Source organism: Arthrobacter sp. UC242_113 (genome assembly GCF_044054585.1).
Lineage (GTDB): Bacteria > Actinomycetota > Actinomycetes > Actinomycetales > Micrococcaceae > Arthrobacter.
Map to the genome: position 1 here is coordinate 3,113,810 of NZ_CP171968.1, position 24,800 is coordinate 3,138,609.

The following is a 24,800-nucleotide window of genomic DNA, read 5'->3' on the forward strand; positions in this document are numbered from 1 at the left end:
AGGCTTGAACGGTGCGGCCCCTTTGCTCACCCCCGCCGGGAACATCTTGGGCACCTACGACGTGGTGGTCGCGGGCAGCGGCGCGGCGGGCCTGGTCGCCGCGATCCGGGCGGCCGACGCCGGCCTGAGGGTGTTGGTGGCCGAGAAGGCGCAGTTGCTGGGCGGCACCACAGCGGCCGGAGGCGGCGTGATGTGGGCACCGAACAACCACCTCGCTCTCCAGGCCGGATACCGGGACAGCCATGAGGACGGGGTCGCGTACCTCACCGAGGCCGCCGGGCACGGGCTGACCCGCGAGGAAGTGGAGTGGTACGTCCGGACAGCACCGCGCGCCGTCGCCTATCTCGACGGCGAAACCCGGCTTTCCCTGAAACCGATCGCCCGCCCGGATTACCACATGGAATGGCGCGGTGCGGCAGACGGCGGACGCGGCCTGGACAACGGCGCCTTCGACCCGTCGGGGTACCCGGGCCTCGCGGAGGCGATCCGGCCGTCGTCGTATTTTCCGCTGCTGACCATGACCGAGCGCGACCAGTTGAACGGCCGGGCAGCTGATCCGGAGCTGCTGGCCCGGCGTGCCGCCACGGGCGTGCGGACCATGGGCGGCGCGCTAGTGGGGTCGCTGCTGGCGAGCGCACTGGACCGCGGCGTGGTGGTTACGGTGTCCGCCCCGGTCGAGGACCTGACCCGCGATGAGGACAGGTGGACCGTCAACCTCGGCGGCGCCGCAGCGGGCAAGACCACCTCAGCGGCCGCCGTCGTGCTCGCTTCCGGCGGCTTCGAATGGAACCCGCGGCTCCGCCAGGCGTTCCTGCCGTTTCCGGTGACGCCCATCAGCGCGCCGTCCAACGAGGGCGACGGCCTGGAGCTGGGGCTGAAGGCCGGCGCCGCCGTGGCGGACATGACCGCAATCTGGGGCGTGCCGGTGATTTCCGAGTCCGCCCACGAGTACGACGGCGTGCGGTCCGGCCGGATGGGGAACGTGGAAATGACCCTCCCGGGCTCCATCACCGTGAATGCCGCCGGAAATCGGTTCGTGAATGAGGCGCTGAACTACCACGACGCCAGCCGCGTCTTCGCCTCCGTTGACCCATTCACCGGCCGACAGCAGAACAACCCGGCATGGCTAGTGTTCGACGCGGCCTACCTGGCGAAGTATCCTGTGGCCGGCTCGGCCGCGGGCTCTCCGGCTGACTGGATGACGGAAGCGGAGTCGCTGGAGGAACTGGCGTGCAAGGTCGGGATGGATCCTTCCGGCCTGGCTGCCACGGTGGCCCGGTTCAATACCGACGCCTCGAAGGGAGTGGACACGGAGTTCCACCGCGGCGCCACACCGCAGGACCGCTTCTTGGGCGACGCCGCCAACACGCCCAACCCGTGCCTGGCCCCGTTGATGACGGCCCCGTTCTACGCCGTCCGGATTTCCGCCGGAGTGCTGGGAACCTCCGGCGGCCTGGACACCGACTTCAACGGCCGCGTCCTCGACCGGCGCCGGCAGCCGATCCCCGGACTCTATGCGGCAGGCAACGTCTCCGCGGGCGTGTTCCGCAACAACTACCCCGGCGGCGGAGCCACCCTGGGCTCGGCCATCACCCGTGCCTTCGCAGTAGGAGAGCACCTCGCCGCCACGCTCTGACCGCGCCCACCTGCAAGGAGTTTTTGTGCACGTATCGCGACTTCCGGGGCGTTAGCGCCCATTATCTGGACAAAAACTCCGAACGCGCTGGCTCATTTGGCGAGCTGGGCCGCTCCGAAGGAAACACTGAACTGGACGCACCACAGATCCACCGACTGGAACCTCGCCAGGTCAAGCTCGTCGGGGAGCGCGTACACCTGGTTGCCCTTGTTTCCCTTGATCACGCCCAAGTCGAAGTATTCGGCGGAGCCGGCCGTGAACCAGCCCGCTGTTCCCTCGACCACATCCGCGGCGCTGAGCCAGACGTGCACATCAGGACCGTTGGAGGTGTCGAGATTCTCCAACGTCAGAACGCGCTTCCCGCCGGGCTGCTGGATAATCCGGACGGTTCCTGTGGTGGCGTGTTCGTGGCTGATGAGCGAGCCTACGGCAAGTTGAACCGGACCCGCAGGCGCCGTGGTTGAAGTTCCGGAGGACGGCTTCGCGGTGGCGGAAGGGGCAGCCGATGACGCTGCAACTGTGGGCAACTGCTCATCCACCCGGACATCGACAAACAGAAGCCACGGCTTGAACAGGGCCAGACCTAATGCCAGCACTACGGCACCCACAGCGGCGCCGATCAACCAACGGCGCTTGCGAGTGCGGGCCTCCATGCTGCAAATCTACACCCGACATCAGAGGCGAGTTTTTGTACACCTGTCGCGACTTAAAGGCCGGCGTTTAGAGGCGAATATCTGGACAAAAGCTCGGAACCGAACGTGGGTTAGCCGACTTGGGGCATCGGCTCCCCCGCCGACATCCCCGCCGAGGTCGGGGCGGTAACCGCCGCGGGACGCTTTGCCGGGTGGGACTGCAGCCAAGTCGGGATCCGCTCGACCGGCAGCGGCTTGCTCCAGAGGTAACCCTGCGCGAGGCGCACCCCCAGCCGGCGGAGTTCGGCCAGCTGAACGGCGGTCTCCACGCCCTCGGCTACCACGTCAAGCCGCAGGCTCTCCGCCATGCCGAGCACCAGTTCGATGATCGTGGCCCCGTGCGGATCGGTGCCCAGCTCCTCGACGAAGGTGCGGTCAATCTTGAGGGTGCGGGCCGAGAGCCACTTGAGGTAGCTCAGCGACGAGTAGCCCGTGCCGAAGTCATCGATGGACAGGCCCACCCCAAGACGGGCCAGCCGCTGCAGGGTTTCCTTGGGCAGGTCCGGCTGGTCCATGAGGACGGTCTCGGTGATCTCCAGATGGACGGCGGCCGGGTCGATGCCGGTGTCGCGGATGGCCGCCTCCACGATATCGGGAAAGTCGCAGGCCACGAGCTGGCGGCCGGAGATGTTAACTGCCGCCGTGAAGTCCTCCGCCCCCGGAACCTGCGTGCGCCACTGCTGCACCTGGCGCAGCGCCTCGCGGAGCACCCAGGCCCCGATTGGCAGGATCAGGCCCGTCTCCTCGGCAATGGGGATGAAGGCATCCGGCATGATCGGGCCGTGCTCATGGTGGTGCCAGCGCAGCAATGCCTCAAACCCAACAGCCTCCTCGGTGGAAACGTCGATGATCGGCTGGTAGTTCAGTGAGAGCTCATTGCGTTCCAGCGCCAGCCGAAGGTCGGATTCGAGGTCCAGGCGCCCGGTGGCCCGTCCGGTCATCCGCACGTCGTAGATCGCCGACGAATCACCGCCCGCCGACTTGGCCCGGTACATGGCCGCATCGGCCCCCTGCAGCATCGATTCTGCGGTGTCCTCTTCGTCCGCCAATGCAATGCCCACGCTGACATTAAGGTAAATCTGCCGGCCATCCACATCGAACGGCTGCCGGGTCGCATCCCGGATCCTTTCGGCCACGGCCTGGGCACCGCTCATCTGCAGATTTTCGCAAATCACCACGAATTCGTCGCCGCCAAACCGGCCCACCGTATCGCTGCTCCGGACGGCAGTCTTCAGCCTCTTCCCCAGCTGCACCAAAATCGTGTCGCCGGCGCCGTGGCCAATGCCGTCATTGATCAGCTTGAACCGGTCGACGTCGACGAACATCACCACCGGGCGGGCGGTTCGGTCGAGGAATCCCTGCAGGACCTCCGTGACCATGTACCTGTTCGGCAGGCCGGTCAGGGCGTCATGGCGCGCCTGCCACTCCAGGATCTGTTCCGCGTTCTTACGGTCCGTGATGTCCAGGACGGTGTCGAGGAACCGGATCGGTTTGCCGTCGGCGCTCTTCATGCTCCTGATGCGTGAGTGAAGCCACCGCTGCTCGCCGTTGGGCCGGATGATCCGGTACTCGAAATCGGCGAAGCCAAGTCCGTGGTCCAGGCGTGCCCACACTTCCCGGACGCGGTCGCGGTCCTCGGGGTGCGTCCGGGCCAGGATGGTTTCCCTGTCCTTCGGGCCATCTGCGGACATTCCCAGGATCCGGTCGAACTCCTCCGAATGCCACGTCTCGCCGGTAGCCACCGTGTGTTCGACGCTTCCAACGTGGGCCATCTCCTGGGCAGCCAGCAGCCGCTCGCGTTCGGCTTCGGCCGCGGCTTTCAGGCGCTGGATCTCCGTGATGTCCCTGGCAATGGCGGACGCCCCCACCCGGATGCCGTCCTGATCATAGACGGGGGACACAGTCAGTTCGACGTCGATCACCGACCCGTCTTTGCAGCGCCAGCGGGCCTCCACCCCGGTAACAAACGCCCCGTCCCCCGAACGGGAGGTGACTTCCGTGCCGAAGTGCGCGCCGTCGTCGGCCGTCACCAGCCCATGAGTTTGCCCGACAGCCTCCCAGGAGCTCCAGCCGAGCATCCTCGACGCCCCCGCATTCCAGCTGGTGATCTTGCCGGTAAGGTCAGCGCCGATGATGGCATCGCCGGACGATTCGACCATGGCCGAGAGCCTGCGCAGGATTGCCTCGGTGTGCTTACGGTCCGTGATGTCCTTCGAAATCGCCACGACCGCAACGGGCACGGTATGTCGCCCCCTGATCCGGCTGACTGTCGCGTGGACCGGAAACTCCCTGCCTGTGCTGTGGCGCACCCACAGTTCGCCCGCCCAGTCCCCGCCGCGGGCCACCCTGTGCGCGATTTCCAAGTCCGTGGCAGCCTGGCCCCGCTCCTTGGCACCGTCCACGATGCCAAGGTCTGTGATCTTCAGCCCCAGCGCTTTGTCCGGGCCCAAACCGTACAACCGCTCCGACGCGCGGTTCCAGTACGTTATGCGCCAGTCGCCGTCCATGCCGATCACGGACTGGCCGATTTCGTCCAGTAGCAGCGACTGCATCACCAGGTCGTCGCGATGTTCCCCAGCCATAAACCCCTCCCACAGGTCCTCCCCCAATGGCAGCGCGCTAGGACACGCTAAGAGGCGGGCCCGTTTGCTTAGGAACCGTGCTGGAAGTAAATCAGTAGGCTGTGTTTCCCGCAAGGGTGTCGGCTACGTGGCGGCCTCCGCCTCCGCAAGCCGGATCATGCGAAGCTCATCCCGCACCGCACGGGACGGCCAATGGTCTCCGGTCAAATCCCTAAGCCGGCCAGGCCCGGCCCCCGGGAAAAGCTTGTCCATGAGCCCTGCCGCGTGCAGCAGTCCAATCAGCGCAACAGTTCTGGCGTCCGACGCCGATCCGCTGAGTACGCTTTCGATCCTCGCCAGAAGTGCGGCCTCCGGAGCGTGGTCCTTCTCCGGGTAGCGGGTGGTCCTGAAGACACCAAGATGCTTTTCGCCCACATGGCTCACGACGCCGAGAGCCGCCATCCCCTCATAGACACGGTGCAGCTCGGCGCGGCTTTCCAGCATGGCGATCCACCGCCGCGGACTGTGCGGCCGCGACTTGTCGTGGATCAGCTCCCACTGGTGCTGAAATTCAGATTGCGGCGCGGCGCCGGTGGCCCTCACGTATTTCCCCTGCAGCTGGATCGCCCCCAGCAGGTCCAGCTCAGCCAGGATCGCGCCGGCCAGGCCTGCTTTGAGCACGCTCTGCGGCACTTCCGGCTCGCCGTCCTTGTCATTTGTAGCCAGAAGAAGGAACGCCTGCGGAAGGTTCAGCTCCCCGGCGCCCGGATTTTCGGTGGTCATACCTTCATGGTGGCGCGGTCCCGCCGCGGCTGCAATGGACGATCGGGACCGGGATTTCAGGCCTGAAACCCAAAGACACTTCCCGCAAAGAAAATTGCAGAGTACATTTAATGCAATCCGGCTTGCAGAGTGATCTGCGTTACATGCCGTGCAGCAGATCCCGTTCAGGGAAAGAGGTTTGACTTGAACCCCGATACCGCCCGGCTGGAAGCCAGCACAGCAACCGGCGCCGTCCCCGCATCCCACGCGTGGCTCGGCGACGCGCTTCCGGACGTACCGCTGTCCAAGGCACAGAGCCGGGTGGTCGATGTGATTGCGCGTAACCCGCAGCTTTCCTCGTATGCGGACATAGCGGAGATCGCCCAGCGGGCCGACGTCAACAATTCGACAGTGGTCCGCGCGGCCCAGCACCTCGGCTACCGGGGCTGGCCGGACCTCCAGCGGGAACTGCGCTCCCGCTATCTGGTGACGATCTCCACCGAGGACACCCTGACCGAGCACGGGGAACACCGCAGTCCCCTGCACGATGCGCTCACTCACGACATCGAGAACCTGCGGCTGACCCTGGACTCCAACACGGGCGACGACGCCGAGGCAGCCATCGCCACGATGGCAGCGGCCAAATCGATCATCGTCCTGGGACTTGGTTCGTTCGCCGGCCCCGCCAGCGTGATGGCGCACCTGGGCTCGACCATGGGGTATCCGATCACCCTCGAAAACCGCGGCGCGGTCCACCTCGCCTCCAGTGCCAACGCCCTTGGACCGGGCGACGTCCTGGTGGTCATCAACATGTGGCGATCCATGCGGCAGATCATCGTCACCGCCGAAGCCGCGAAACAGGCGGGCGCCAAGGTCATCGCCATCAGCGACATGCGCCGCGGACGCCTGGCCGCCGTCGCGGACCACCTCCTGGTGGTGGCCTCGGAGGGGATCTCCTTCTTCCAGTCCGTCACCGCCGCAAACTCACTGGTCTACGGCCTGCTCGCAGGCATGGAGGCCGCGCACCCCGAGCGCAGCCGTGCAGCCATCCGCCGCACGCAGCAGCTGTGGAAAGACCTCGACATCTACCTCGACTGACCTGCAGAGCCCCCACCCTGCACCCCACGCGTATTACAAGGAGCAACTTCATGAACACCAGCACCGAACGCCGCATCGCCGTTATCGGCCTCGGATCCATGGGCGGGGCGATGGCGGCCACGCTCCACAAGGCCGGCTGGGAGGTCACCGGCTTCGACCCCTCCGAGGCAGCGCGGACCGCCGCGTCCGACGCCGGCATCGCCACCACCGCCAGCGTGGACGATCTCGCCGGCACCCCCTATGCGGTGCTCTCGCTGCCCGCGGGCAGCGTCGTGGAGTCCACCGTTCCCCAGCTCCTGGCATCACCGGGAACCGTCGCCATCATCGACACCACCACGTCCGACCCGGCAACGAGCAAGCAGATGGCCGACCTCGCCGAGGCCCAGGGCGCAGCGTTCGTCGATGCCCCGGTCTCCGGCGGCCGCGACGGTGCAGCAACCGGAACGCTGAGCGCCTTCGTCGGGGCAACCGATGCCGCCCTTGCCGCCGCCGAACCTGTCCTGCTGGCGCTCACCGGCGGCAAGTACAACCACATCGGCGGCCCCGGCAGCGGCAACGTCGTCAAGCTCCTCAACAACGTCCTGGCCGCTGCCAACCTGGTCTCGGTGGGCGAAGCCCTGGGAGTCGCCAAGGCCTACGGCATCGATCCGGCCAAGGCGGCGGCAAGCATCAGCGAAGCCTCCGGCGGCAGCAAGGTCTCCGCGAACATGTACCCCAACTGGGTGCTCTCCGGAACCCACGACTCCGGTTTTTCGCTCGGGCTCATGGCACGCGACGCCGCCCTCGCCGTCGACGTCGCTGCCCAGATCGGCGAAAGCCCGGCGCTGCTGGCCACCGTCGCCGGCCAATGGCAGGAAGCACTGGCGGCCCTCGGGCCACGCGCCGACTTCACCGAGATCGCGCGGACCGTGGCGCCCGCCATCACCCCCGCCGGCGCGCCCGGCACCACAAACGACTCCGCAAACGACACCACCGCCGTCGCCTGACGGCTCCCCCACACGGACAAACCTGAGCAAAACGACCCCCAACAAAGAGGACCACCACATTGGGCACCACCACAGCACCCACCTCCTCGTCAGCGGCCACCGCCCGCGCCGTCCTGGACGCAGCATTCCCCGCAGGCCTCGGGGCATTCCTTGACGGCAGGACAGTCCCCGGCAGCGGGGAGAACAACACCCTCACCGCAGCCGCCACCGGGGAACCGTTCGCCACCTACGCCGACCCCGGCACCGAGGGCGCCGACGCCATCCTGGAAAGCTCGGTCGCCGGGGCAAAAACCTGGGGCGAGATGAACGGGTTCGAACGGGCCGCGATCCTGCGCAACGTCAGCCGCGCCGTCGAAGCGCACGCGGAGGAACTGGCCATCCTCGAATCGGCCACCACAGGAAAGCCCATCCGCGATGCCCGGGTTGAAGCCGCCAAGGTCGCCGAGATGTTCGGCTACTACGCCGGCTGGGCGGACAAACTGACCGGCCAGACCATCCCCGTTCCCGGCCCCTGGCACACCTACACCGAACGCGTCCCCTGGGGCGTCGTCGTCGCCATCACGCCGTGGAACGCGCCGCTATTCACCGCCGGCTGGAACTCTGCAGCCCCGCTGGCCGCGGGCAACGCCGTGATCATCAAGCCCAGCGAATTCACGCCGGCCTCCACCATCCGCCTCGCCCAGCTGGCGCACGAGGCCGGGCTGCCGGCCGGCGTGTTCAACGTGGCCGCGGGCCTGGGCCAGACCGTGGGCGCGGCCCTCACCAGCGACCGGCGCGTCGGCAAGGTCAGCTTCATCGGCTCGGTCCCCACCGGCCGCCGGGTGGCCGTCGCCGCCGCGCAGGCCGGCATTCCCGCGCTGCTGGAACTCGGCGGCAAGAGCGCCAACATCGTCTTCGCGGACGCGGATCTGGAGCGGGCCGCCGACGGCGCCATCGCAGCGATCTTCTCCGGCGCCGGGCAGTCATGCGTGGCCGGGTCGCGGCTCCTGGTGGAGCGCAGCGTGCACGCCCAGTTCGTGGAACTGGTCGCCGCCCGCGCCGCCCGGCTGCGCGTCGGCGACCCGCTGAGCGCGGACACCGAGGTGGGCCCCATCATCACGGCCCAGCAGTTCGCCACCGTCACCTCGCTGATCGAGGCTGGAATGAACGACGGCGGACGCCGGGTCACGGGCGGAACGCTTCCCGACGCCCTGGCCGGGTCACCCCTGGCCGGTGGCCACTGGGTGATGCCCACCCTGCTCGACGGCGTGACGCCGCAGAACAGGCTGGAAACCACGGAGGTCTTCGGGCCCGTCGTCGGGGCCGATGCCTTCGACACGGAGGCCGAGGCGATTGCCCGGGCCAACAACACGAACTTCGGCCTGGCCGGCGCGGTGTGGACCTCGGACGTTTCCCGCGCCCACCACGTGGCGCGCCAGGTGAAGGCCGGCACGTTCTGGATCAACTCCTACAAGACCATCCACGTCGCTGTTCCGTTCGGCGGCTTCGGGGACTCCGGCCACGGCCGTTCCTCCGGCCCGGGCGTCCTGGACGAGTACACACAGACCAAGGCCATGTGGGTGCCCACCCGCGCAGCGGGCGCCCCCTTCCCGTCCCTCTCCTACTAGGGCAGGCGTGTTCATGGAACTGAAAGAACCAACACCGGCCCTGCCAAACCTCCGCACGGCACTTGCCGACGGAGTCAGCAGGTGGAAACCGCGCGTGCAGGAAATGGCGCACCAGGTCCATGCATTCAAAGAGGTGTCCTTCGAGGAGGTCCGCTCGGCCGAGGCGGTTGCAGACCTGCTGGCCGAGGGCGGCTTCGAGGTGGAACGCGGCACGGGCGGCCTTCCCACGGCCTTCACCGCCACCGCCGGCAGCGGCGACCTGACGGTCGCGCTGTGCGTGGAATACGACGCACTCCCGGACATCGGACACGCGTGCGGGCACAACCTGATCGCCGGTACCTCCGTGGGTGCCGCCCTGGCTCTGCAGCCCTTCGCGGATGAATTGGGCATCACCCTGAAGGCCATCGGGACGCCGGCGGAGGAACACGGCGGCGGCAAGGCGCTGCTGCTCGAACGCGGCGCGTTTGACGGCGTCAGCCTCGCCCTCATGGTCCATCCGGTCCAGGACGGGGTGACCTGCAACCCCGCCGGCACCAGTGCCCAGGCCGTGGGCCGGTACCGGGCGACGTTCACCGGACAGGCAGCCCACGCGGCGGCAGCCCCGCACCAGGGTGTGAACGCCGCGGACGCCGCCGTGCTGAGCCAGGTCGCCGTCGGGCTGCTGCGCCAGCAGATCCCCGGCGACCACCGCATCGCAATGTATGTCGCAGAGGCCGGTCACGTCACCAACATCATTCCGGAACGGGCGGTGGTGGAGTTCGAATGCCGGGCCTTCACCCTGAAGGAATACGAGGCACTGCTGGAGCGGGTCCGCCGCTGCTTCGAAGGGGCCGCTCTGGCCACCGGCACCACGCTGGCCATCGAGGACACGGAACCCCTCTACGAACCGCTGATCCAGGACGACGCCCTGGCGGCCCACTGGACCGAGGCCATGGTTGTGTTCGGCAAGGACACCTCCCCCTCGGCCGGCATCAGCGGCGGCTCCACGGACATGGGCAACATTTCCCAGGTCATCCCCAGCCTGCATCCGTGGCTCAGCATTCCCGGTGCGGACGTACCCATCCACTCGCACAGCTTCGCAGCACTCGCAGACTCCCCCGCGGCCTACGCCGTGATGCACGAGGCCGCCACCGCGCTGGCCTGGACGGTCGCCGCCGCGGCCACCACCCCCACCGAACGGGCACGCCTGATCAAAGCGGCTTACCGCCGTCAGACGGTCACACAGGAAGGCACATCATGAGCACCAGCACAACACCCGCGCGGACAGACAGGGCTGGTACCCGGCTGACGCTCCCCATCGCCGCACTGGCCTTTGTCATTGCCCTGGCGGTCCAGCTGATCGGCCAGGCCAAGATCGACGTCGGCATCGGCGCCATCGTCATCTTCCCGATGGTCTGGGGGCTCATCCTCGGGCTGCTGGTCTCGGTCCAGAAGTTCAAGCCGCTGGGCCTGGACCTGCAGCGGGTCGCCGCCGCGCTGGTCGGCGTTGCCGTGCTGCTCCTCGTGGCCAGGCTCGCGTTCAACATCGGGCCCAGCCTTCCCACCCTGCTCAAGGCCGGGCCGGCGCTGCTGCTGCAGGAGGTGGGCCACCTGCTGGGCACCATTGCACTGGCGCTCCCGCTGGCCGTGCTGCTCCGGATGGGCAAGGCGACGGTCGGGGCCACGTTCTCCCTTGACCGGGAACCGTCCTTCGCCATGGTCTCCGAAAAGTACGGCCCCGACTCCGACCAGTACCGCGGCGTCCTGGCCATGTACGTCTTCGGAACCCTGTTCGGCGCCGTGTACATCACGCTGCTGACCTCCCTCATATCCAATTGGAAGATCTTCGACCCCCTGGCGCTGGCCATGGGCGCAGGCGTGGGGTCCGGGTCCATGATGGCAGCGTCCTCCGCCAGCATCATCGCCGCCTACCCCGGCGACCAGGAGGCCATCCTGGGCATGGCGGCCATCTCCAACCTGATCACCACCATCCTTGGTGTCTACGTCGGCATCTACCTCGCCCTTCCGCTGGCGGACCGTTTCTACCGGTTCCTCACCCGCAGGCAGACCAGGGAAGAGGCCGCGGTCACCGCCGGCGCCGCGCCGCAGCGTGCGGACAGCCAGCGGGGCGCTGCCACCACGCAGCGCGTTGCTGATACGGAGCTCGGCGGCACAGACGCCGCACGGGAAGCAGCCCAGGCCGAGGAAAACCGGCGGTTCCGCGAGCGTGTGGCGGAATCGTCGGCGGCCATGCACCTGCCGCTGTGGCTCTCCCTCTCGGTCCTCACCGTCCTCGGCATCGGCACCGCTTCGGTGGCGGCCAAGGGATTCAGCCTGACCGTCGTCGCCGGGTACGCAATCATGCTCGCCCTGGTTCTGGTCAGCATTGCCCTGGCCAAGCTCACCAAGAAGATCTCGGCGATCGTCTACATCACCACCATCGGCGCCTACATCTCCAGCCCGTGGTTCTTCGGCGCCGCTGCACTCGCCGGGCCCATCAAGTCGGTGGACTTCCTGTCCATCGCCACGGTCATGCTGACCCTCGCCGGCCTGTCGCTGGGCAAGGACATTCCGCTGCTGAAAAACATCGGCTGGAAGATCATCCCGGTGGGCCTGGTGGCCGTCACCGCATCGTTCCTGCTGTCCACCGTCATCGCGGAGTTCGCCCTCGGGCTGTGGCACTAACGCCCTGACGCACAAAGGGAAGCGGACGACGGCGGGCCCTCCCGCCGTCGTCCGCTTCCTTTGTTTTTGGCTCTTGTCAGCGCAACCGATACGTGAGTATGGTGCGGCCAGCCGGACTTTTCGGCCGCGCCGGAGGTTTAGCAGTGCCGGAAGTTTGGCCGTACAGCGCGGCGCCCCAAACGGCGCCGCCGTCAGGGGCTATGACGCGCACAATCATGGCCCCGTAATTCCAGGCGCCCGCTCACCGCGGTGGCACGGCCACGGGCGACGCAGGACGCCACGCTTCCGTTCAAGGGAGAGAACCTGATGTTAGGCACCACAAGCCGCCTCGCCGCCGTCGCTCTCGCCGCCGGCCTCATGGGCATCGCCGCCCCTGCCCACGCCGCCCCCGCGACGCTCGTCAGTGCGGGACCCGGAATCCTCGTCGCCGACGGCGCCGCCGTCGATATTCCGGTGACCTTTGTCTGCGACACCGATCCCACCCTGCTCATCGCGGTGCCCGTCATCCAGCTCACCCAGAGAGTCAGCGACGGGCGCCTGGCCGGCGGCATCGGCAACGAGCAGCTCAGCTGCACCAGGCAGTCCCAGACCGTCAAAATCCGGGTGGTTCCCAACGCGATGGCATTCAACGAAGGCACGGCCGCGGCCACCATTGTTCTGCAGAGCTGCAATGCGCAGTTCCAGTGCTCCGCGGAGATCATCAACACCGAGGTGAAACTCGCCAAGGGCACGGCCTCAGGGATCCTGCCCCAGAGGTAGGGCTAGGAAAGTTCCAGCTCGCGGACGATGACGTCCACCAGCAACCCCGGATCGCCGAGGATATTCACGGGGACATGCGCCTCATCGGTCCCCAGCGGCTCCAGCGTGGCAAGCTGCGAAGCCAGGAGGCTGCTGGGCATGTATTCGTGCGCCCGGCCGCTGATCCGGCCCGAAATGGTGGCGGCCTCGCCGGCAAGGTGGATGAATACCAGGTCAGGTGCGTAGCTGCGCAGCAGGTCCCGGTAGCTCCGCTTGAGCGCCGAGCAGGCGATGATGCGGGTGCCCCCTCCGTCGGAGGGCGTTGCCAGGGCGGCACCGATCTCCGCGAGCCACGGCGCCCTGTCCTCGTCGTTCAGCGGCGTGCCGCTTGCCATCTTGGCCTTGTTGGCCGGCGGATGAAAGTCATCCCCGTCGAAGAAGGGCAGGCCCAGGCGCTCGCCCAGCAGCGCGCCCACCGTCGACTTTCCGCAGCCGGAGACGCCCATGACAACCAGGGGCGGCAGGTTCGTGATCATTGTTGTTCTTTCCTTATCTGGCCCGAGTCGTGCTTGGTTTAGCCGGCGAAGTTGAGGAGGACTTTGCCGGATTGGGCGGAGTTGCGGGCGATGTCGAAGGCTTCGAGGGCGTCGGTGACGGGGTAGTCGTGGGTGATGACCGGGTCGATGGTGAGGGTGCCGTCGGCGAGGGCGGTGATGACCTCGTCGATTTCGTCGTTGAACCGGAACGAGCCGCGCAGGTCCAGTTCCCGGGTGATGGCCAGGGAGATCAGGACCGGCTGCGCGCCGGTGGGCAGCAGCCCGACCATGACCACGGTCCCGCCCCGGGCCGCGCCCTGGATCGCGGAGGCCAGGCCGTGGTGGTTCCCGGAGGATTCAATCACGACGTCGGCCTGCACCCTGGCGATCGCCTCACCATCGGCAGCGTTCAGGACCTCGTCCGCGCCCACCGCGGTCGCGATCTCCAACGGTTTGGCGTGCATGTCCACCGCGACGATCCGGGCCGCTCCGGCACGTTTGAGGACCGCGACCACGAGCGCCCCGATCGGGCCGGACCCGATCACCAGCGCGGTCTTGCCGGCCACGTCCCCGGCCCGGGCCACCGCGTGCCACGCCACGGACGCCGGCTCAATCAGGGCGGCGGTGCGCAGGTCCAGGGTTTCGGGCAGGGCCCGGAGCATCCTCACCGGCAGGTTCACGTACCGGCTGAACGCCCCGTCCGTGTGCGGGAACCGCGCCGCGGACCCCAGATACGTGCACCCCGGGGACAGGTTCGGCCGGTCCGCCGGGTACCGTGGGGCGTCCGGGCCCGCGCCGGGTCCCGGGGTGGCCGGGTGCACCGCCACCGGGGTGCCCGCTCGCGGGCCGGAACCGTCCGCCGCGGCCCTGACCACCCGGCCGCTGATCTCATGGCCCAGCACCAAGGGCGCCTTCAGGATCGACTCGCCCGCCGCGCCGTGCAGCCAGTAATGCAGGTCCGACCCGCAAATCCCCCCGTACAGCACCTCCACGACGGCCTCGTCCGGGGCCGGGGCCTGCAGCGGGACATCATCGATCCGCAGGTCCCCCTTCGCGTGCGCGACCACCGCCGGACCCGACACCGGCAGTTCCGTTTCTGCCGCTGCTGCTGTTGCTGAAGTTGTTGTGTGTGTCATCAGACCACCACCGTCATTCCGCCGTCGATAAAGATCGTCTGCCCGTTCACAAAATCAGACGCCGACGAGGCCAGCCACACCGCCGGGCCCGCCAGGTCCTGCACCGTGCCCCACCGCGCGGCCGGGGTCCGGCCCAGGATCCAGGAATTGAACTGCTCATCATCCACCAGGTTCTGCGTCATCTCGGTATGGATATACCCCGGCGCGATCCCGTTGATCTGCAACCCCGCAGCAGCCCATTCCGCGGTCATCGCCCGCGTCAGGTTCCGCAACCCGCCCTTCGCCGCCACATACGGGGCGATCGTGGGCCGGGCCAGGTCCGTCTGCACCGAACAGATATTGATGATCTTCCCGTGACCCCTCGGAATCATGTGCCGGGCCGCTTCCCTCCCGACCAGGAAGGCGCTGGTCAGGTCCGTGGAGATCACCCGCTCCCAGTCCTTCACGTCCAGCTCCAGCATCGGCACCCGGTGCTGGATCCCGGCGTTGTTCACCAGGATCTCCAACGGGCCCACCTGCTCCTCAACCCACGCCACACCGGCCGCGGCAGCAGCGCCGTCCGTGACATCAAACGCCACACTGTGCACCCGGCCCGGCGCGTACCCAGCAGCCATCACCGCCTCCGCAGCCTTCAACCGCTCAGCATTGACACCGTTCAACACCACCGTCGCACCCGCATCAGCCAACGCCCGCGCCAACGCATTACCAATCCCCCGGCTCGAACCAGTCACCAGGGCAACCCGCCCGGTCAAATCAAAAAGTGAAGTCATGAAGAGCTGTTCCTTAGAAGGGGCCGCGCTGCACGAGATTGGCCGGGGTTTGTCCCGCGGCCAGCGCTTCGAGCTGCTGCCGCAGGAGCTTCAGGATCCGCGGCTGGAAGGCGGACGCGTTGCCGCCCACGTGCGGCGTGATGAGGGCGTTGGGCGTGGACCACAGCGGGTGGTCCTGGGGAAGCGGTTCCGGATCGACGACGTCGAGCGCGCACTGCAGGCGGCCGGAGAGGACTTCCTTGGTCAGGGCTGCCGTGTCCACCACCGGGCCGCGGCCCACGTTCACCACGAGGGCGCCGTCGGGCAGGGCGGAGAGGACTTCCTCGCCAATCAGGTGGTGGGTGTGGTCGTTCAGCGGCAGCACCGAGACCAGGATGTCGTGCGTCGCAGCGAGCGTGGGCAGGTCCGCGGAAGCGTGGACCTCGCCGTGCTCGTCGGTCCGTGCCGTGCTTCCCACCCGGGTGACCGTGACCTCGAAGGGCTCGAGGCGGCGCGCAATTTCATGCCCGATCCCGCCGACGCCAACCAGCAGCACGCGGCGGTCCGCCAGGGACTGGCGCCGCTCCGGCCGCCAGAGGCCGTACTGCTGGTCGCGGACGGCCTGGTCGATGCCGCGCAGTTTGGCGAGGATCAAACCCACCGCCAGTTCCGCCGTCGCCGCCGCATGGACGCCTGAGGCGTTCGCGACGCCGGCCGCCGGACCGGCGGCCTCAATGACGCCGTCGTATCCGGTGGACTGGGTCTGGACGAACTTCAGTTCGTCCACCTGGGCGAGCGATCCCAGGACCGCGCCGGCGTTGATGTACGGGAGGATAACGCCGTCGATCTCTCCCAGCGCCGCGTCCTCGGGTTCCGACTTCATGTCCCAGACGACACCCCGCAGGCCCTCGGGAAGGGGTGCGAGATCGGCGAGCAGTTGGCGGTCGGGGAAGCTGACGGTGCGTACTGGTTGCATCGGAAACCTATCGATTCTGAAGAGCGGGTGATGAATTGGGTGGGCCGCTCTGGCTGGCCACACCCTTGGCAGCTTATGCCTGGCGACGATCGAACGTGAGCCCGCCGGGGACCTGGAAGGTGGGCATGAGTTCCATCATGCCGACGTTCACGTGGCGCGGCGTTTCGATGGCGTAGTCCATGGCGTTGACGATGTCGTCAGTGGTCAGGGATTCGTAGCCCTCGTAGTACGTCTTCCATGCTTCTTCCATGGCCTCGGGCGAGCCGCCCATGTTGCGGCCGAAGATCTCGGTCTCGACGCGGCCGGGGCAGATCTCGGTGACGCGGATGCGCTTGCCGACGGTGTCGTTGCGCAGCTGGCGCGAGATCTGGTGCACGGCTGCCTTGGTGGCGTGGTAGACCGTGTGGCCGTAGAAGTTGTACAGGCCGGCTATGGAGCTGACGTTGATGACGTGGCCGCGGTCGCGTTCCACCATGCCGGGCAGGACCAGGCGGGTGAGCTGGAGCAGGCCGCGGAGGTTGACGTCAATGAGTTCGTCGATGTCGCTCTCCGAGGAGTCCAGGATGTTGCCGGGCCGGGATACTCCGGCGCAGTTCACCAGGACGTCGATTTCGAGATGTCCGACGGCGGCCGTCAGGGCCGCGGTATCGGTCAGGTCAACGACGTGGGGCATGGCGCCGGTCTTGTCGGCGAGGTCGTTCAGGCGTTCCTCGTTGCGGGCCACGGCGTGGACGGTGAGTCCGCGCTTGGCGAGGCGCTCGGCGATCGCGGCACCCATCCCGGTTGAGGCACCGGTAACGAGGGCGGTTGAGTAGTCTGAGAACGGCATGTAAGTCTCCTGTTATTGCAGTGGCGAGTGTTAGGCGTCGCGCAGCGGCAGGTGCGCGCGGTCCTTGATGGTGCTGACGGCGGCGAGCGTGCCCAGCGCGGTGATGACAGCGTAGAAGGCGGGCATGTAGACGTTGCCGGTGGATGAGATCAGCCAGGTCATCAGCAACGGGGCGGTTCCGCCGAAGAGTGCCGAGGAGATGTTGTAGCCCACCCCGTAGGCGGAGTAGCGGACGCGGGTGGGGAACAGTTCCACGAGCAGGATGTGGATGACTGCGGTGTGCCCGGCAAAGATGACGGCCATGATGCAGGCGCCGAGGATTGCCAGGCCCATGTTGCCCGTGGCGATCAGCGCGTAGGACGGGATGCCGAGGACGGCCATGGCGATTGCCGAGCCGGCGATGACCTTCTTCCGGCCCACCCGGTCGGAGAGGGCGCCCATGAACGGGATGGCGATGCAGATGACCACCAGGCTGCACGCGGTGACCAGCAGGGCCTCGCCGATGGTGAAGTTGAGCTGCTTGCCCTTGAGGAACGTCGGCATGTAGGAGAACAGGACGTAGTAGCCGGAGCCGTTCATCAGCGGGATGAACAGGGCCAGGAGCATGGCGCGGCGGTGCACCGGGCTGGCGAGGGCTTCCTTGAGCGGGTTCTTGGACAAGCCGCCTTCTTCCTTCAGCTTCTGGAAGTTGGGGGTATCACTGATGGACTTGCGGATGTACCAGCCGATGACGCCCATGGGGATGGCCACCAGGAACGGGATGCGCCATGCAAACGCGCCGAAGCCGCCGCCGTCGATCGCGGCCTCGGTGAGCCACGGGGACATGGAGAAGGCGACCATGGTGCCGGTGAGCAGCGCTGCGAAGGAGGCGATCTGGGCGTAGGAGGTGATGATGCCGCGCTTGCCTTCGGGGGCGTGCTCGGCGAGGAACGTCATGGCGCCGGCAGCTTCGCCGCCCACGGAGAAGCCCTGCACCAGGCGGAGGAGGACCAGCAGGATGGGGGCTGCAATCCCGATGGCCGCATAGGCGGGCAGCAGCCCGATGCCGGCGGTGGCGACGCTGATCAGCAGGATGACGAAGACCAGGAGCTTTTGGCGGCCGATCTTGTCGCCCAGGATGCCGCAGACGATCGCACCGAGGGGACGGACGAAGAAGGACACTGCGTAACCGGCGAAGACGAACAGCAGGGCGTTGTCCGGGTTGCCGGGTGCCAGGAACACGAGCGCAAGCGTTCCGGCCATGAAGGCGAAAATGCCGTTGTCGTAGAGCTCAACAAAAATTCCGACGCACCCGGCGGTGACGACTTTCCGGGTCTGCCTCGCATCGAGGCGGTCGTGCTGCGGTGCACTGGCACGCGTTGGTGTAGACATTTTCATTCCTAACTTGGACTTAGTTCGAGGGGAGGTCATCGGTGATCCTTAGCTGCCGGCTGCCGGTATAAGTTCCGGCCAGCCGGGCTCTTTGCCGATGCCAAGGAGGGCGAAGATTGTGCTGACGCGGGAACGGAGGTTTTCCAGTTCCCTTATTGCGGCCCGATGCTTTGCTGTGGCTTCGGGGACGGTGGTCCTGCGGAAGGTGATGGTGTGCCCGGGGCGGGCCTGGGCGAGGGTGTCGAGCGAGCGGCTGGTGACCACTGCCAGAACGGGGTACCCGGCGGTGACGCCGCGTCCCCGGTGCAGCACCAGCAGCTCTTCCCTGGAGGGAACCTCGATGGCTCCCACCGGAACGCCGCGCGACAGCATCTCGGCTGACGACTGGCGTTCGGGAAGCGCCCCGCCGAGGCGCAGCCCGATGTGGTTGCTCCGGGCACTGACGGTGTATTCGGTGTTGAACAGCAGCTCTGCTGTCTCGCCGAATTCGTCGACGTCCGGACCGTCCGTGACGTCAATGACCGCCCTGCTGCTGAACTCGGGCCGGGTCAGCCCCAGCCTGAACAGCGGAAGGTCAAAGTATGGCTGCCGGATGGGTCCGACGCTCCTGGAGGTCTTCAGCTCGGTACCCTCGGAGAGCCGAAGGCCGAAGCCGATCACCGTATCGGGGGCACAGCTTCCCAGCAGCGCCGGCGCCTCGACCGAACCGTGGACGGCAAGGTAGGAACGGAGACCGCCGGTGATCCGGCGCACCGCCACGGTTTCCCCGGCACGGACGGACACCGGTTCCCACTGCGGGCATTCGCGGCCGCCGACGGTGAGCGTCAGCGGTGCCCCGGTGACGGCGATGAGGAGGTCGGTGGTGGCCCGCATGCGGAAGTCGAGGGCGGTTATTTCCAGCAGCGGCGCGTTGTCGGCGTTGGCGGCGAGGATGTTCGCCGCCCGTGCCGAGAACTGGTCGAGTGCCCCGTTGACGGGGAGCCCGAACCGGGGCCCGCGAAAGCGGCCCAGGTCCGTGACCACCGAGTTTCCGGGCTGCTGGATAATCAGTGACCCGCTCATCGTGCTGCCTCCAGTTTCCGGCCCGCGTACTCTGCGAACTCTTCCGGCTGGATCTGGCGGAACGTCAGGAGATCGCCGGGAAGGTAGGGAACCAGCGGCTCGCTGACTGCGTCAAGGACTGTCAGCGGGGTCTGGCCGATGACGCACCATCCGCCGGGGGCCAGCGCGGGGGCGATGACGGCCTGCCGGCCTGCGACGGCCACGGCACCTGCCGGAACGGACAGACGGGGATCCTTCAGCCGCGGAACGGGGAGCGGAAAATCGGGGCCGTCCATCATGGGTGAGCCTGCTGGGGCGCCCAGGCAACGGATGACGTAGGACTTGGCCGTGTGCAGCGCGATGATCTCCTCCACGGAGAGCTGCTCGTGCTCGGCAACGCGCTCGAGGTCCGGGCCGTATTCGCCGCCGTAGACCACCGGGACGCTGAATTCGCTAGGCGTGCGGGCGGGCGCACCGACGTGCTCCAGCTGGCGCAGGCCGAGAAGGACGAAGGCCCGGACCTGGCGCGCGGAGGTGACCCCGGGGTCAAATTCCACGAGCAGCGAGTCGTACGTCGGCACTGCGCCGTGTACGCCGTCGGCCCCTGCAGTCTCAAGCCACTGCGCGAGGGAATGGACGGTGCTCCAGTTGGCCTCCGTGTCAGCGGAGGAGGCGACGACCCGGAGGGCCGAATCCCCGGACTCGAAGATCTCCACCGGAGTCGGATTTGGGGTGGCGGCCATGTCAGGCGACCTTCTCTTTGGCGGCCAGCACCTGGGCGAGCGGGGCGATGGTCACGCCGGCGTTCTCGAGTTCGGCGCGGACCCGGCGGGCCAGCTGCACCGCGCCGGGGGTGTCCCCGTGCAGCAGGACGGTGTCGGCAACAATCGGCAGGTCCGTGCCGGCGACGGTTTCGATGAGCCCCTCGCAGACCATCCGCACGGTGCGTTCGACGATGACGGCAGGATCGTGGATCACGGCGCCGGGACGGGCGCGGGGCACTAGGGTGCCATCGGCCTCATAGGCGCGGTCGGCGATCCCGACGATGCCCACAGGGAGCTGCCGTTCGGCGGCGGCGGAGGCCAGTTCGCCGTCCTGGGCCAGGACGATGAGGCCGGGGTTCAGGCGGGCGGCGGCATCGGCCACTGCCGCTGCGTAGTCGGCGCGGGTGGCAACGAGGTTGCCCAGACGGCCGTGCGGCGCAATGTGGGCCACGGTGGTGCCGTGGTAAGCGGCGAAGGCGCTCAGGGCGCCGAACTGGTACAGGACGTCGTTGCGGACCTCGTGCGCTGCCAGGTCCATGGCCCGCCGGCCAAAACCACGCAGGTCCGGAAAGCTCGGGTGCGCCCCGATGCTGACGCCGCGGCGGACGCATTCAGCGACCGTGGCGTGCATGATGTCCGGGTCACCGGCGTGGAAGCCGCAGGCGATGTTGGCACTGGAAACCACCTCGAGCAGGGCAGCGTCGTCGCCCATTGAGTAGGCGCCGAAGCCTTCTCCGAGATCTGCGACGAGATCAACTGTGAGTCCCATTATCTGCCTTCCTGGGGGTGGTTAGCAGCGGCCCTGCCCGCCGGGGCGAGAGGATCAGCTGCGCTGGTGATGAGGTGTGTCCGAACTGGTTCTGCTAAGGGTTCCCGGTTCGGTGCCGCCGGGCTACCGGCTTCTGCAAAAAAGTCTGACACCGGGATTTGGCTCACACAAAGACGTAATCGGTGTCACGGGATAGGTGGTGGTTATGACCACCGCCGCGGTGGTGTCCATGACCGTCTCCTTCCCACTCAGGAGGGTTAGGCCCTCGCCGGCCTGCCCTCGTTGCATTGAACATATGGAGCATTTATTTCGGAAATGTAAAACAGCTCGCCTATTTCATAAAACCTATTTCCATGCAAAATGCATCTGCCCCCATCGGGAAATTGCATGTCCCCCGAGGGGATAGAATGTACCCTTAATGAAATAGCGTTCTGGGTTCAACCTAGTGTCAGCGATGTGGATCACACAAAGACCTATTGCGTGTCCCTCCATAGCATCCCGTTATGACCTTTCGGGTTCAGGACGCCGCAAAGAGAGAGGGCGGCCGTGGATACCAGGAAACTGGCGTACTTCGTACAGATCGTGGACTCGGGGAGCATCACCAAGGCAGCGGCAGCGCTGCACGTGGCCCAGCCCGCCCTGAGCCAGCAGGTTTCGGCGCTGGAGACAGAACTGAAGCAGCGACTGCTGATCCGCAGCAAGCAGGGCGTGCAGCCCACGGCCGCCGGGCACACGCTGTACCGCCACGCCCAGTCCATCCTTCGGCTCGTCGCGCAGGCCCGGGTGGACGTTGCCAAGTCGGGCGCGGCGCCGTCCGGCCGCGTGTCCATTGCCATTGCGCCCTACAGCATGGCATCGAGCCTGACCCCGCAGATCATCAGCGAAGTGGCCCGCCGGTACCCGGACATCGTCCTGCACGTCACGGAAATCTACGGCGGCGTCCTGAGCGAGGCCATCAAGAACGGCCGGCTGGACATGGCGCTCATTTACGAGCCCGGGCCCATCCGCGGCGTCCTGTTCACCACCATGATCGTCGAGGACCTGCACCTGGTGGTCAACGCCGCCAGACCGGACGTTAATGCGGAGAACGGCGAGATCACGCTGGAGGAGGCGGCCCGGCTGGGGCTCTTCCTTCCCGAAAAGATCCACACCCTGCGCCAGGCCGTGGAGGCCGGCTACGACAGCAAGGGGCTGAAGCTCCAGCTCGTGGGCGAGGTGGAGTCGGTGCCCTCCTTAACACGGCTGCTGCGTGCCGACCTTGGGGCCACCATCCTGCCCAAGTCGGCTGCGGACGCACTGTTCCACGAGGAGGACTTCGATGTCCTGCGGATTGTGGACCCGGCGCTGCAGTGCAAGATCGCGCTGTGCACGCCCGATCACGACCCCCTCTCGGAGGCGGCGTCGGCAGTGCTCCTGGTGTTGAAGGAAATGCTCCAGGAAATGCTTAACGACAAGTACGGCCGCTCATAGGTTTGGCTTATTAGGGCACTCATCATTTGTCTTAGTAACCGAGCGCCCCGGGATTCTAGTATTGGTGGCAAGCCAAGAAATTGCGGTGAATGATATTCCGCAGACAATTCAACGGGGAGCCAGCCATGAAAAAGATCAGCACCGCCAGGAGAACTTCCGACCCTGGCCTGGGGCTTATGGCCAAAACCGGGTCGCACTGCCCGACCAACGGTTTCTGGCGGCCGGAGGACCGGTCCGCTGCGCCCATCTTCGTTTTCGAGGGCAGCATCATGCCGGTCAGCGGCGGCGGGTCGACAGTCTGGCACCTGGAGGACGCCGTCTTCGGCGCCCCGGCCTACCCGGTCCCCCACCGCGTCTAAATTTCGTACAACGCGGCGCTGCCGCAGCTTGGGCTGTCTGCTCACCACGGCACCCAACTGAGTAGCAGCACAGGGCGTTCTCAGCGCTGAGAACGCCCTGAAGTGCTACCTACTTTCCGTCGTCAGATGGTTTTAAAAAAACTTTTGGATCCATCCCGCATCGGGTGCCTGACCAGCCCTTAAATGTCGTAGCCCCTTGGCAGACTGTGTCCATGGAAGGCTTCGGGAATTCGGCACAAACAGCAGCGGCGCCGCGCGTCGTTCTGCAGGCTGCCGAGGTTCCCGACGCCGGTTTCCACTTCGACGCGTTCGCGGACGATGGGCTTCCCTATGACGATGACCTCGACGCCGTATATCCGGCATTGCTTCCCGAGGACCCGTTTCCTGAGGCCCTGTTTGTCGACCGCCCTTTCGACGGGTATCTCTTGTTTGACGACGGGGTTTCCGACGGCGCCCCTCCAATAACCCCCGGCTGGTTTCTCCCGGCAGCTGACCTCACCGCCGACAATGCAGGGCTGATCGACCAGGTCCGTGCGTACGAGAACGTCAAGTGCTGGGCCGCCGGGCAGCAGGCGCGGCTTTCTGTGACCTTCGCGGCCAGGCTCCGCCAGGAGTCCACCGTCCGGGTGCCACTGGGCGCTGAGGACCTGGGCAAGGACCGCGGCAAAGACCAGGGCCTGGGCGCGGGTGAGCAGATCGCACTGGCCCGCGGCGAGTCCCCAAACCGCGGACAACGGCTGCTCGGCACGGCCACAGCCCTGGTGCAGATGCCCCACGCCCAGGCAGCGCTGGACACCGGGCAGCTGAACGAAGAGCGCGTCATGCACATGGTGAAAGAGACCGCCTGTTTGAGTGTCGAAGACCGGACAGCCGTTGACGAGGAACTCGCCGCCGACACAGGTACGTTCGTTGGTGCCGGGACACGGGCCGTCATCGCCGCTGTCCGCGCCGCAGCGATCCGCAGGGATCCCCGCTCCGTCGCCCAGCGCGCCAGCCACGCCGCGTCGGAGCGGAGGGTGAGCCTGCGCCCGGCACCGGACTGCATGACCTACCTGACGGCGCTGCTGCCCGTCCACGAGGGCGTCGCAGTTCTCGCGGCGCTGACCCGGAACGCCGACACCCTCCACGCCGCAGGCGACCCGCGCTCCCGCGACCAGATCAAGGCAGACACCCTGGTCGAGTCGATCACCGGCACCCCCGGCGGCATCACCGGCATCGAGCTCAACGTAGTCATGACCGACCGGACGCTCCTCCAAGGCGACCCCGAACCCGCCCGCATCCCCGGCTACGGCATCATCCCCGCCGACTTCGCCCGCAAACTGCTTATGCAAGGGCAGGAAGAGGGAGAAGTCCAGAGGCAAAGCCTGGAACAGCTCCAGTTGGCGGACCGGCAGGACCATGTCCTCCCATCCGGCGCCGGCCCGAAAGCCGGGAACAGCCCAGCCTCCGGCCTGCAGGAACTCAAAACCTGGGTCCGGCGGCTCTACACCGCGCCCGAGACGGGTGACTTGGTGGCCATGGACTCGCGACGGCGCCTGTTCCCGGCACCGCTGCGCCGCTTCATCCAAATCCGCGACGACACCTGCCGAACGCCCTATTGCGACGCCCCGATCCGCCACCACGACCACATCATCCCCTGGCACAACGACGGCCCAACCAGTCTGACTAACGGCGCGGGTCTCTGCGAAGCCTGCAACCACACCAAAGAACTCCCCGGCTGGAAGGCAAAACCCCGACCAGGGCCGCGGCACACCATCGAAATCACCACGCCCACCGGCCACAGTTACCACTCCACGGCACCGCCACTACCCGGCACCCGGCTGCCGGGAACCGGGGTGTGTGAAACCAGCCGGCCTGGAAGCGAGTTGAGTAATACCAGCTTGCACGGAACCATGGCGCGCGAGTCTCACGAGTTCAAACAACTCGGCCCGGCGCCGTAACGGATGAGGCTGCGACGGGCACGTCCAGGCCGCGGGGGAACAAAGCCCGGGGACCTAGCCCGGGGAACAAAGCCCGGGAACAAAGCGTGGGATGCAGAGCGCGGCGGCCTGGAAAC

At 67.1% G+C, this 24,800-nt stretch carries 22 protein-coding genes; 10 read left to right on the forward strand and 12 right to left on the reverse strand.

Translation table 11 applies throughout. The annotated features are described in order from the left end of the window. Positions 1 to 4 precede the first annotated feature (4 nt). Positions 5 to 1,636 (forward strand): FAD-dependent oxidoreductase, encoded by a 1,632-nt coding sequence (locus ACHMXB_RS14205; RefSeq protein ID WP_395399259.1) that lies wholly within the window; start codon positions 5 to 7, stop codon positions 1,634 to 1,636. Between the two features lie 92 nt (positions 1,637 to 1,728). Here the strand turns inward: ACHMXB_RS14205 and ACHMXB_RS14210 are convergent, their stop codons facing one another. From ACHMXB_RS14210 to ACHMXB_RS14220, 3 genes are all read right to left on the reverse strand, one after another. Continuing rightward, entirely contained in the window at positions 1,729 to 2,289 is a 561-nt protein-coding gene (locus ACHMXB_RS14210; RefSeq protein ID WP_395399261.1) for a DM13 domain-containing protein, read from the reverse strand. Positions 2,290 to 2,399: 110 nt separating this feature from the next. After that, the gene (locus ACHMXB_RS14215; protein WP_395399263.1) at positions 2,400 to 4,910 is read right to left on the reverse strand and encodes an EAL domain-containing protein; all 2,511 of its coding nucleotides are present in this window, start codon (positions 4,908 to 4,910) and stop codon (positions 2,400 to 2,402) included. Between the two features lie 123 nt (positions 4,911 to 5,033). Then, positions 5,034 to 5,672: a GPP34 family phosphoprotein gene (locus ACHMXB_RS14220; RefSeq protein WP_395399265.1), complete on the reverse strand. Its 639-nt coding sequence runs from the start codon at positions 5,670 to 5,672 to the stop codon at positions 5,034 to 5,036. A gap of 183 nt (positions 5,673 to 5,855) precedes the next feature. On the opposite strand from ACHMXB_RS14220, the gene ACHMXB_RS14225 reads away from it, so the two are divergent. From ACHMXB_RS14225 to ACHMXB_RS14250, 6 genes are all read left to right on the forward strand, one after another. Further along, positions 5,856 to 6,749 carry a MurR/RpiR family transcriptional regulator gene (locus ACHMXB_RS14225; RefSeq protein ID WP_395399267.1) on the forward strand — a complete coding sequence of 298 codons (894 nt, stop codon included), beginning with the start codon at positions 5,856 to 5,858 and terminating at the stop codon, positions 6,747 to 6,749. A gap of 50 nt (positions 6,750 to 6,799) precedes the next feature. Further along, positions 6,800 to 7,735, forward strand: a complete 936-nt coding sequence (locus ACHMXB_RS14230) for an NAD(P)-dependent oxidoreductase (RefSeq protein WP_395399269.1) — start codon at positions 6,800 to 6,802, stop codon at positions 7,733 to 7,735. 59 nt (positions 7,736 to 7,794) lie between these two features. Further along, the gene (locus tag ACHMXB_RS14235) at positions 7,795 to 9,342 is read left to right on the forward strand and encodes an aldehyde dehydrogenase family protein (RefSeq protein ID WP_395399271.1); all 1,548 of its coding nucleotides are present in this window, start codon (positions 7,795 to 7,797) and stop codon (positions 9,340 to 9,342) included. 13 nt (positions 9,343 to 9,355) lie between these two features. Further along, a complete protein-coding gene (locus ACHMXB_RS14240; RefSeq protein ID WP_395399273.1) occupies positions 9,356 to 10,582 on the forward strand; it encodes an amidohydrolase in 1,227 nt (408 codons plus the stop codon). Next, the gene (locus tag ACHMXB_RS14245; RefSeq protein WP_395399275.1) at positions 10,579 to 12,006 is read left to right on the forward strand and encodes a DUF3100 domain-containing protein; all 1,428 of its coding nucleotides are present in this window, start codon (positions 10,579 to 10,581) and stop codon (positions 12,004 to 12,006) included. The genes ACHMXB_RS14240 and ACHMXB_RS14245 overlap by 4 nt, the downstream gene beginning before the upstream one ends. 306 nt (positions 12,007 to 12,312) lie before the next feature. Continuing rightward, positions 12,313 to 12,765: a hypothetical protein gene (locus tag ACHMXB_RS14250; protein WP_395399277.1), complete on the forward strand. Its 453-nt coding sequence runs from the start codon at positions 12,313 to 12,315 to the stop codon at positions 12,763 to 12,765. Positions 12,766 to 12,767: 2 nt separating this feature from the next. Here ACHMXB_RS14250 and ACHMXB_RS14255 read toward each other — a convergent pair whose 3' ends face one another. The 9 genes from ACHMXB_RS14255 to ACHMXB_RS14295 form a co-directional block, all read right to left on the reverse strand. Next, positions 12,768 to 13,280, reverse strand: coding sequence for a gluconokinase (locus ACHMXB_RS14255; protein ID WP_395399279.1), 513 nt, complete (start codon positions 13,278 to 13,280; stop codon positions 12,768 to 12,770). A gap of 38 nt (positions 13,281 to 13,318) precedes the next feature. Then, positions 13,319 to 14,416 (reverse strand): L-idonate 5-dehydrogenase, encoded by a 1,098-nt coding sequence (locus ACHMXB_RS14260; protein ID WP_395399281.1) that lies wholly within the window; start codon positions 14,414 to 14,416, stop codon positions 13,319 to 13,321. Continuing rightward, positions 14,416 to 15,186, reverse strand: coding sequence for an SDR family oxidoreductase (locus tag ACHMXB_RS14265; protein ID WP_395399283.1), 771 nt, complete (start codon positions 15,184 to 15,186; stop codon positions 14,416 to 14,418). Before ACHMXB_RS14265 ends, ACHMXB_RS14260 begins: the two co-directional genes overlap by 1 nt. Positions 15,187 to 15,199: 13 nt before the next feature. Next, positions 15,200 to 16,141, reverse strand: a complete 942-nt coding sequence (locus ACHMXB_RS14270; protein ID WP_395399285.1) for a 2-hydroxyacid dehydrogenase — start codon at positions 16,139 to 16,141, stop codon at positions 15,200 to 15,202. A gap of 73 nt (positions 16,142 to 16,214) precedes the next feature. After that, positions 16,215 to 16,970, reverse strand: a complete 756-nt coding sequence (locus ACHMXB_RS14275; RefSeq protein WP_395399287.1) for an SDR family oxidoreductase — start codon at positions 16,968 to 16,970, stop codon at positions 16,215 to 16,217. A 30-nt stretch (positions 16,971 to 17,000) separates the two neighbouring features. After that, a complete protein-coding gene (locus ACHMXB_RS14280) occupies positions 17,001 to 18,341 on the reverse strand; it encodes an MFS transporter (RefSeq protein ID WP_395399289.1) in 1,341 nt (446 codons plus the stop codon). Between the two features lie 48 nt (positions 18,342 to 18,389). Beyond that, the gene (locus ACHMXB_RS14285) at positions 18,390 to 19,403 is read right to left on the reverse strand and encodes a biotin-dependent carboxyltransferase family protein (RefSeq protein ID WP_395399291.1); all 1,014 of its coding nucleotides are present in this window, start codon (positions 19,401 to 19,403) and stop codon (positions 18,390 to 18,392) included. Next, entirely contained in the window at positions 19,400 to 20,125 is a 726-nt protein-coding gene (locus ACHMXB_RS14290; protein WP_395399293.1) for an allophanate hydrolase subunit 1, read from the reverse strand. Before ACHMXB_RS14290 ends, ACHMXB_RS14285 begins: the two co-directional genes overlap by 4 nt. 1 nt (position 20,126) lies before the next feature. Further along, complete coding sequence (locus ACHMXB_RS14295) at positions 20,127 to 20,915, reverse strand: LamB/YcsF family protein (RefSeq protein WP_395399295.1); 789 nt, start codon at positions 20,913 to 20,915, stop codon at positions 20,127 to 20,129. 546 nt (positions 20,916 to 21,461) lie between these two features. On the opposite strand from ACHMXB_RS14295, the gene ACHMXB_RS14300 reads away from it, so the two are divergent. The 3 genes from ACHMXB_RS14300 to ACHMXB_RS14310 all read left to right on the forward strand — a co-directional run bounded on the left by ACHMXB_RS14300 (position 21,462) and on the right by ACHMXB_RS14310 (position 24,684). After that, complete coding sequence (locus ACHMXB_RS14300; RefSeq protein ID WP_395399297.1) at positions 21,462 to 22,385, forward strand: LysR substrate-binding domain-containing protein; 924 nt, start codon at positions 21,462 to 21,464, stop codon at positions 22,383 to 22,385. Between the two features lie 125 nt (positions 22,386 to 22,510). Continuing rightward, positions 22,511 to 22,744, forward strand: a complete 234-nt coding sequence (locus ACHMXB_RS14305; protein ID WP_395399299.1) for a hypothetical protein — start codon at positions 22,511 to 22,513, stop codon at positions 22,742 to 22,744. A gap of 212 nt (positions 22,745 to 22,956) precedes the next feature. Continuing rightward, positions 22,957 to 24,684, forward strand: coding sequence for an HNH endonuclease (locus ACHMXB_RS14310; RefSeq protein ID WP_395399301.1), 1,728 nt, complete (start codon positions 22,957 to 22,959; stop codon positions 24,682 to 24,684). The last annotated feature ends 116 nt before the right edge of the window (positions 24,685 to 24,800 follow it).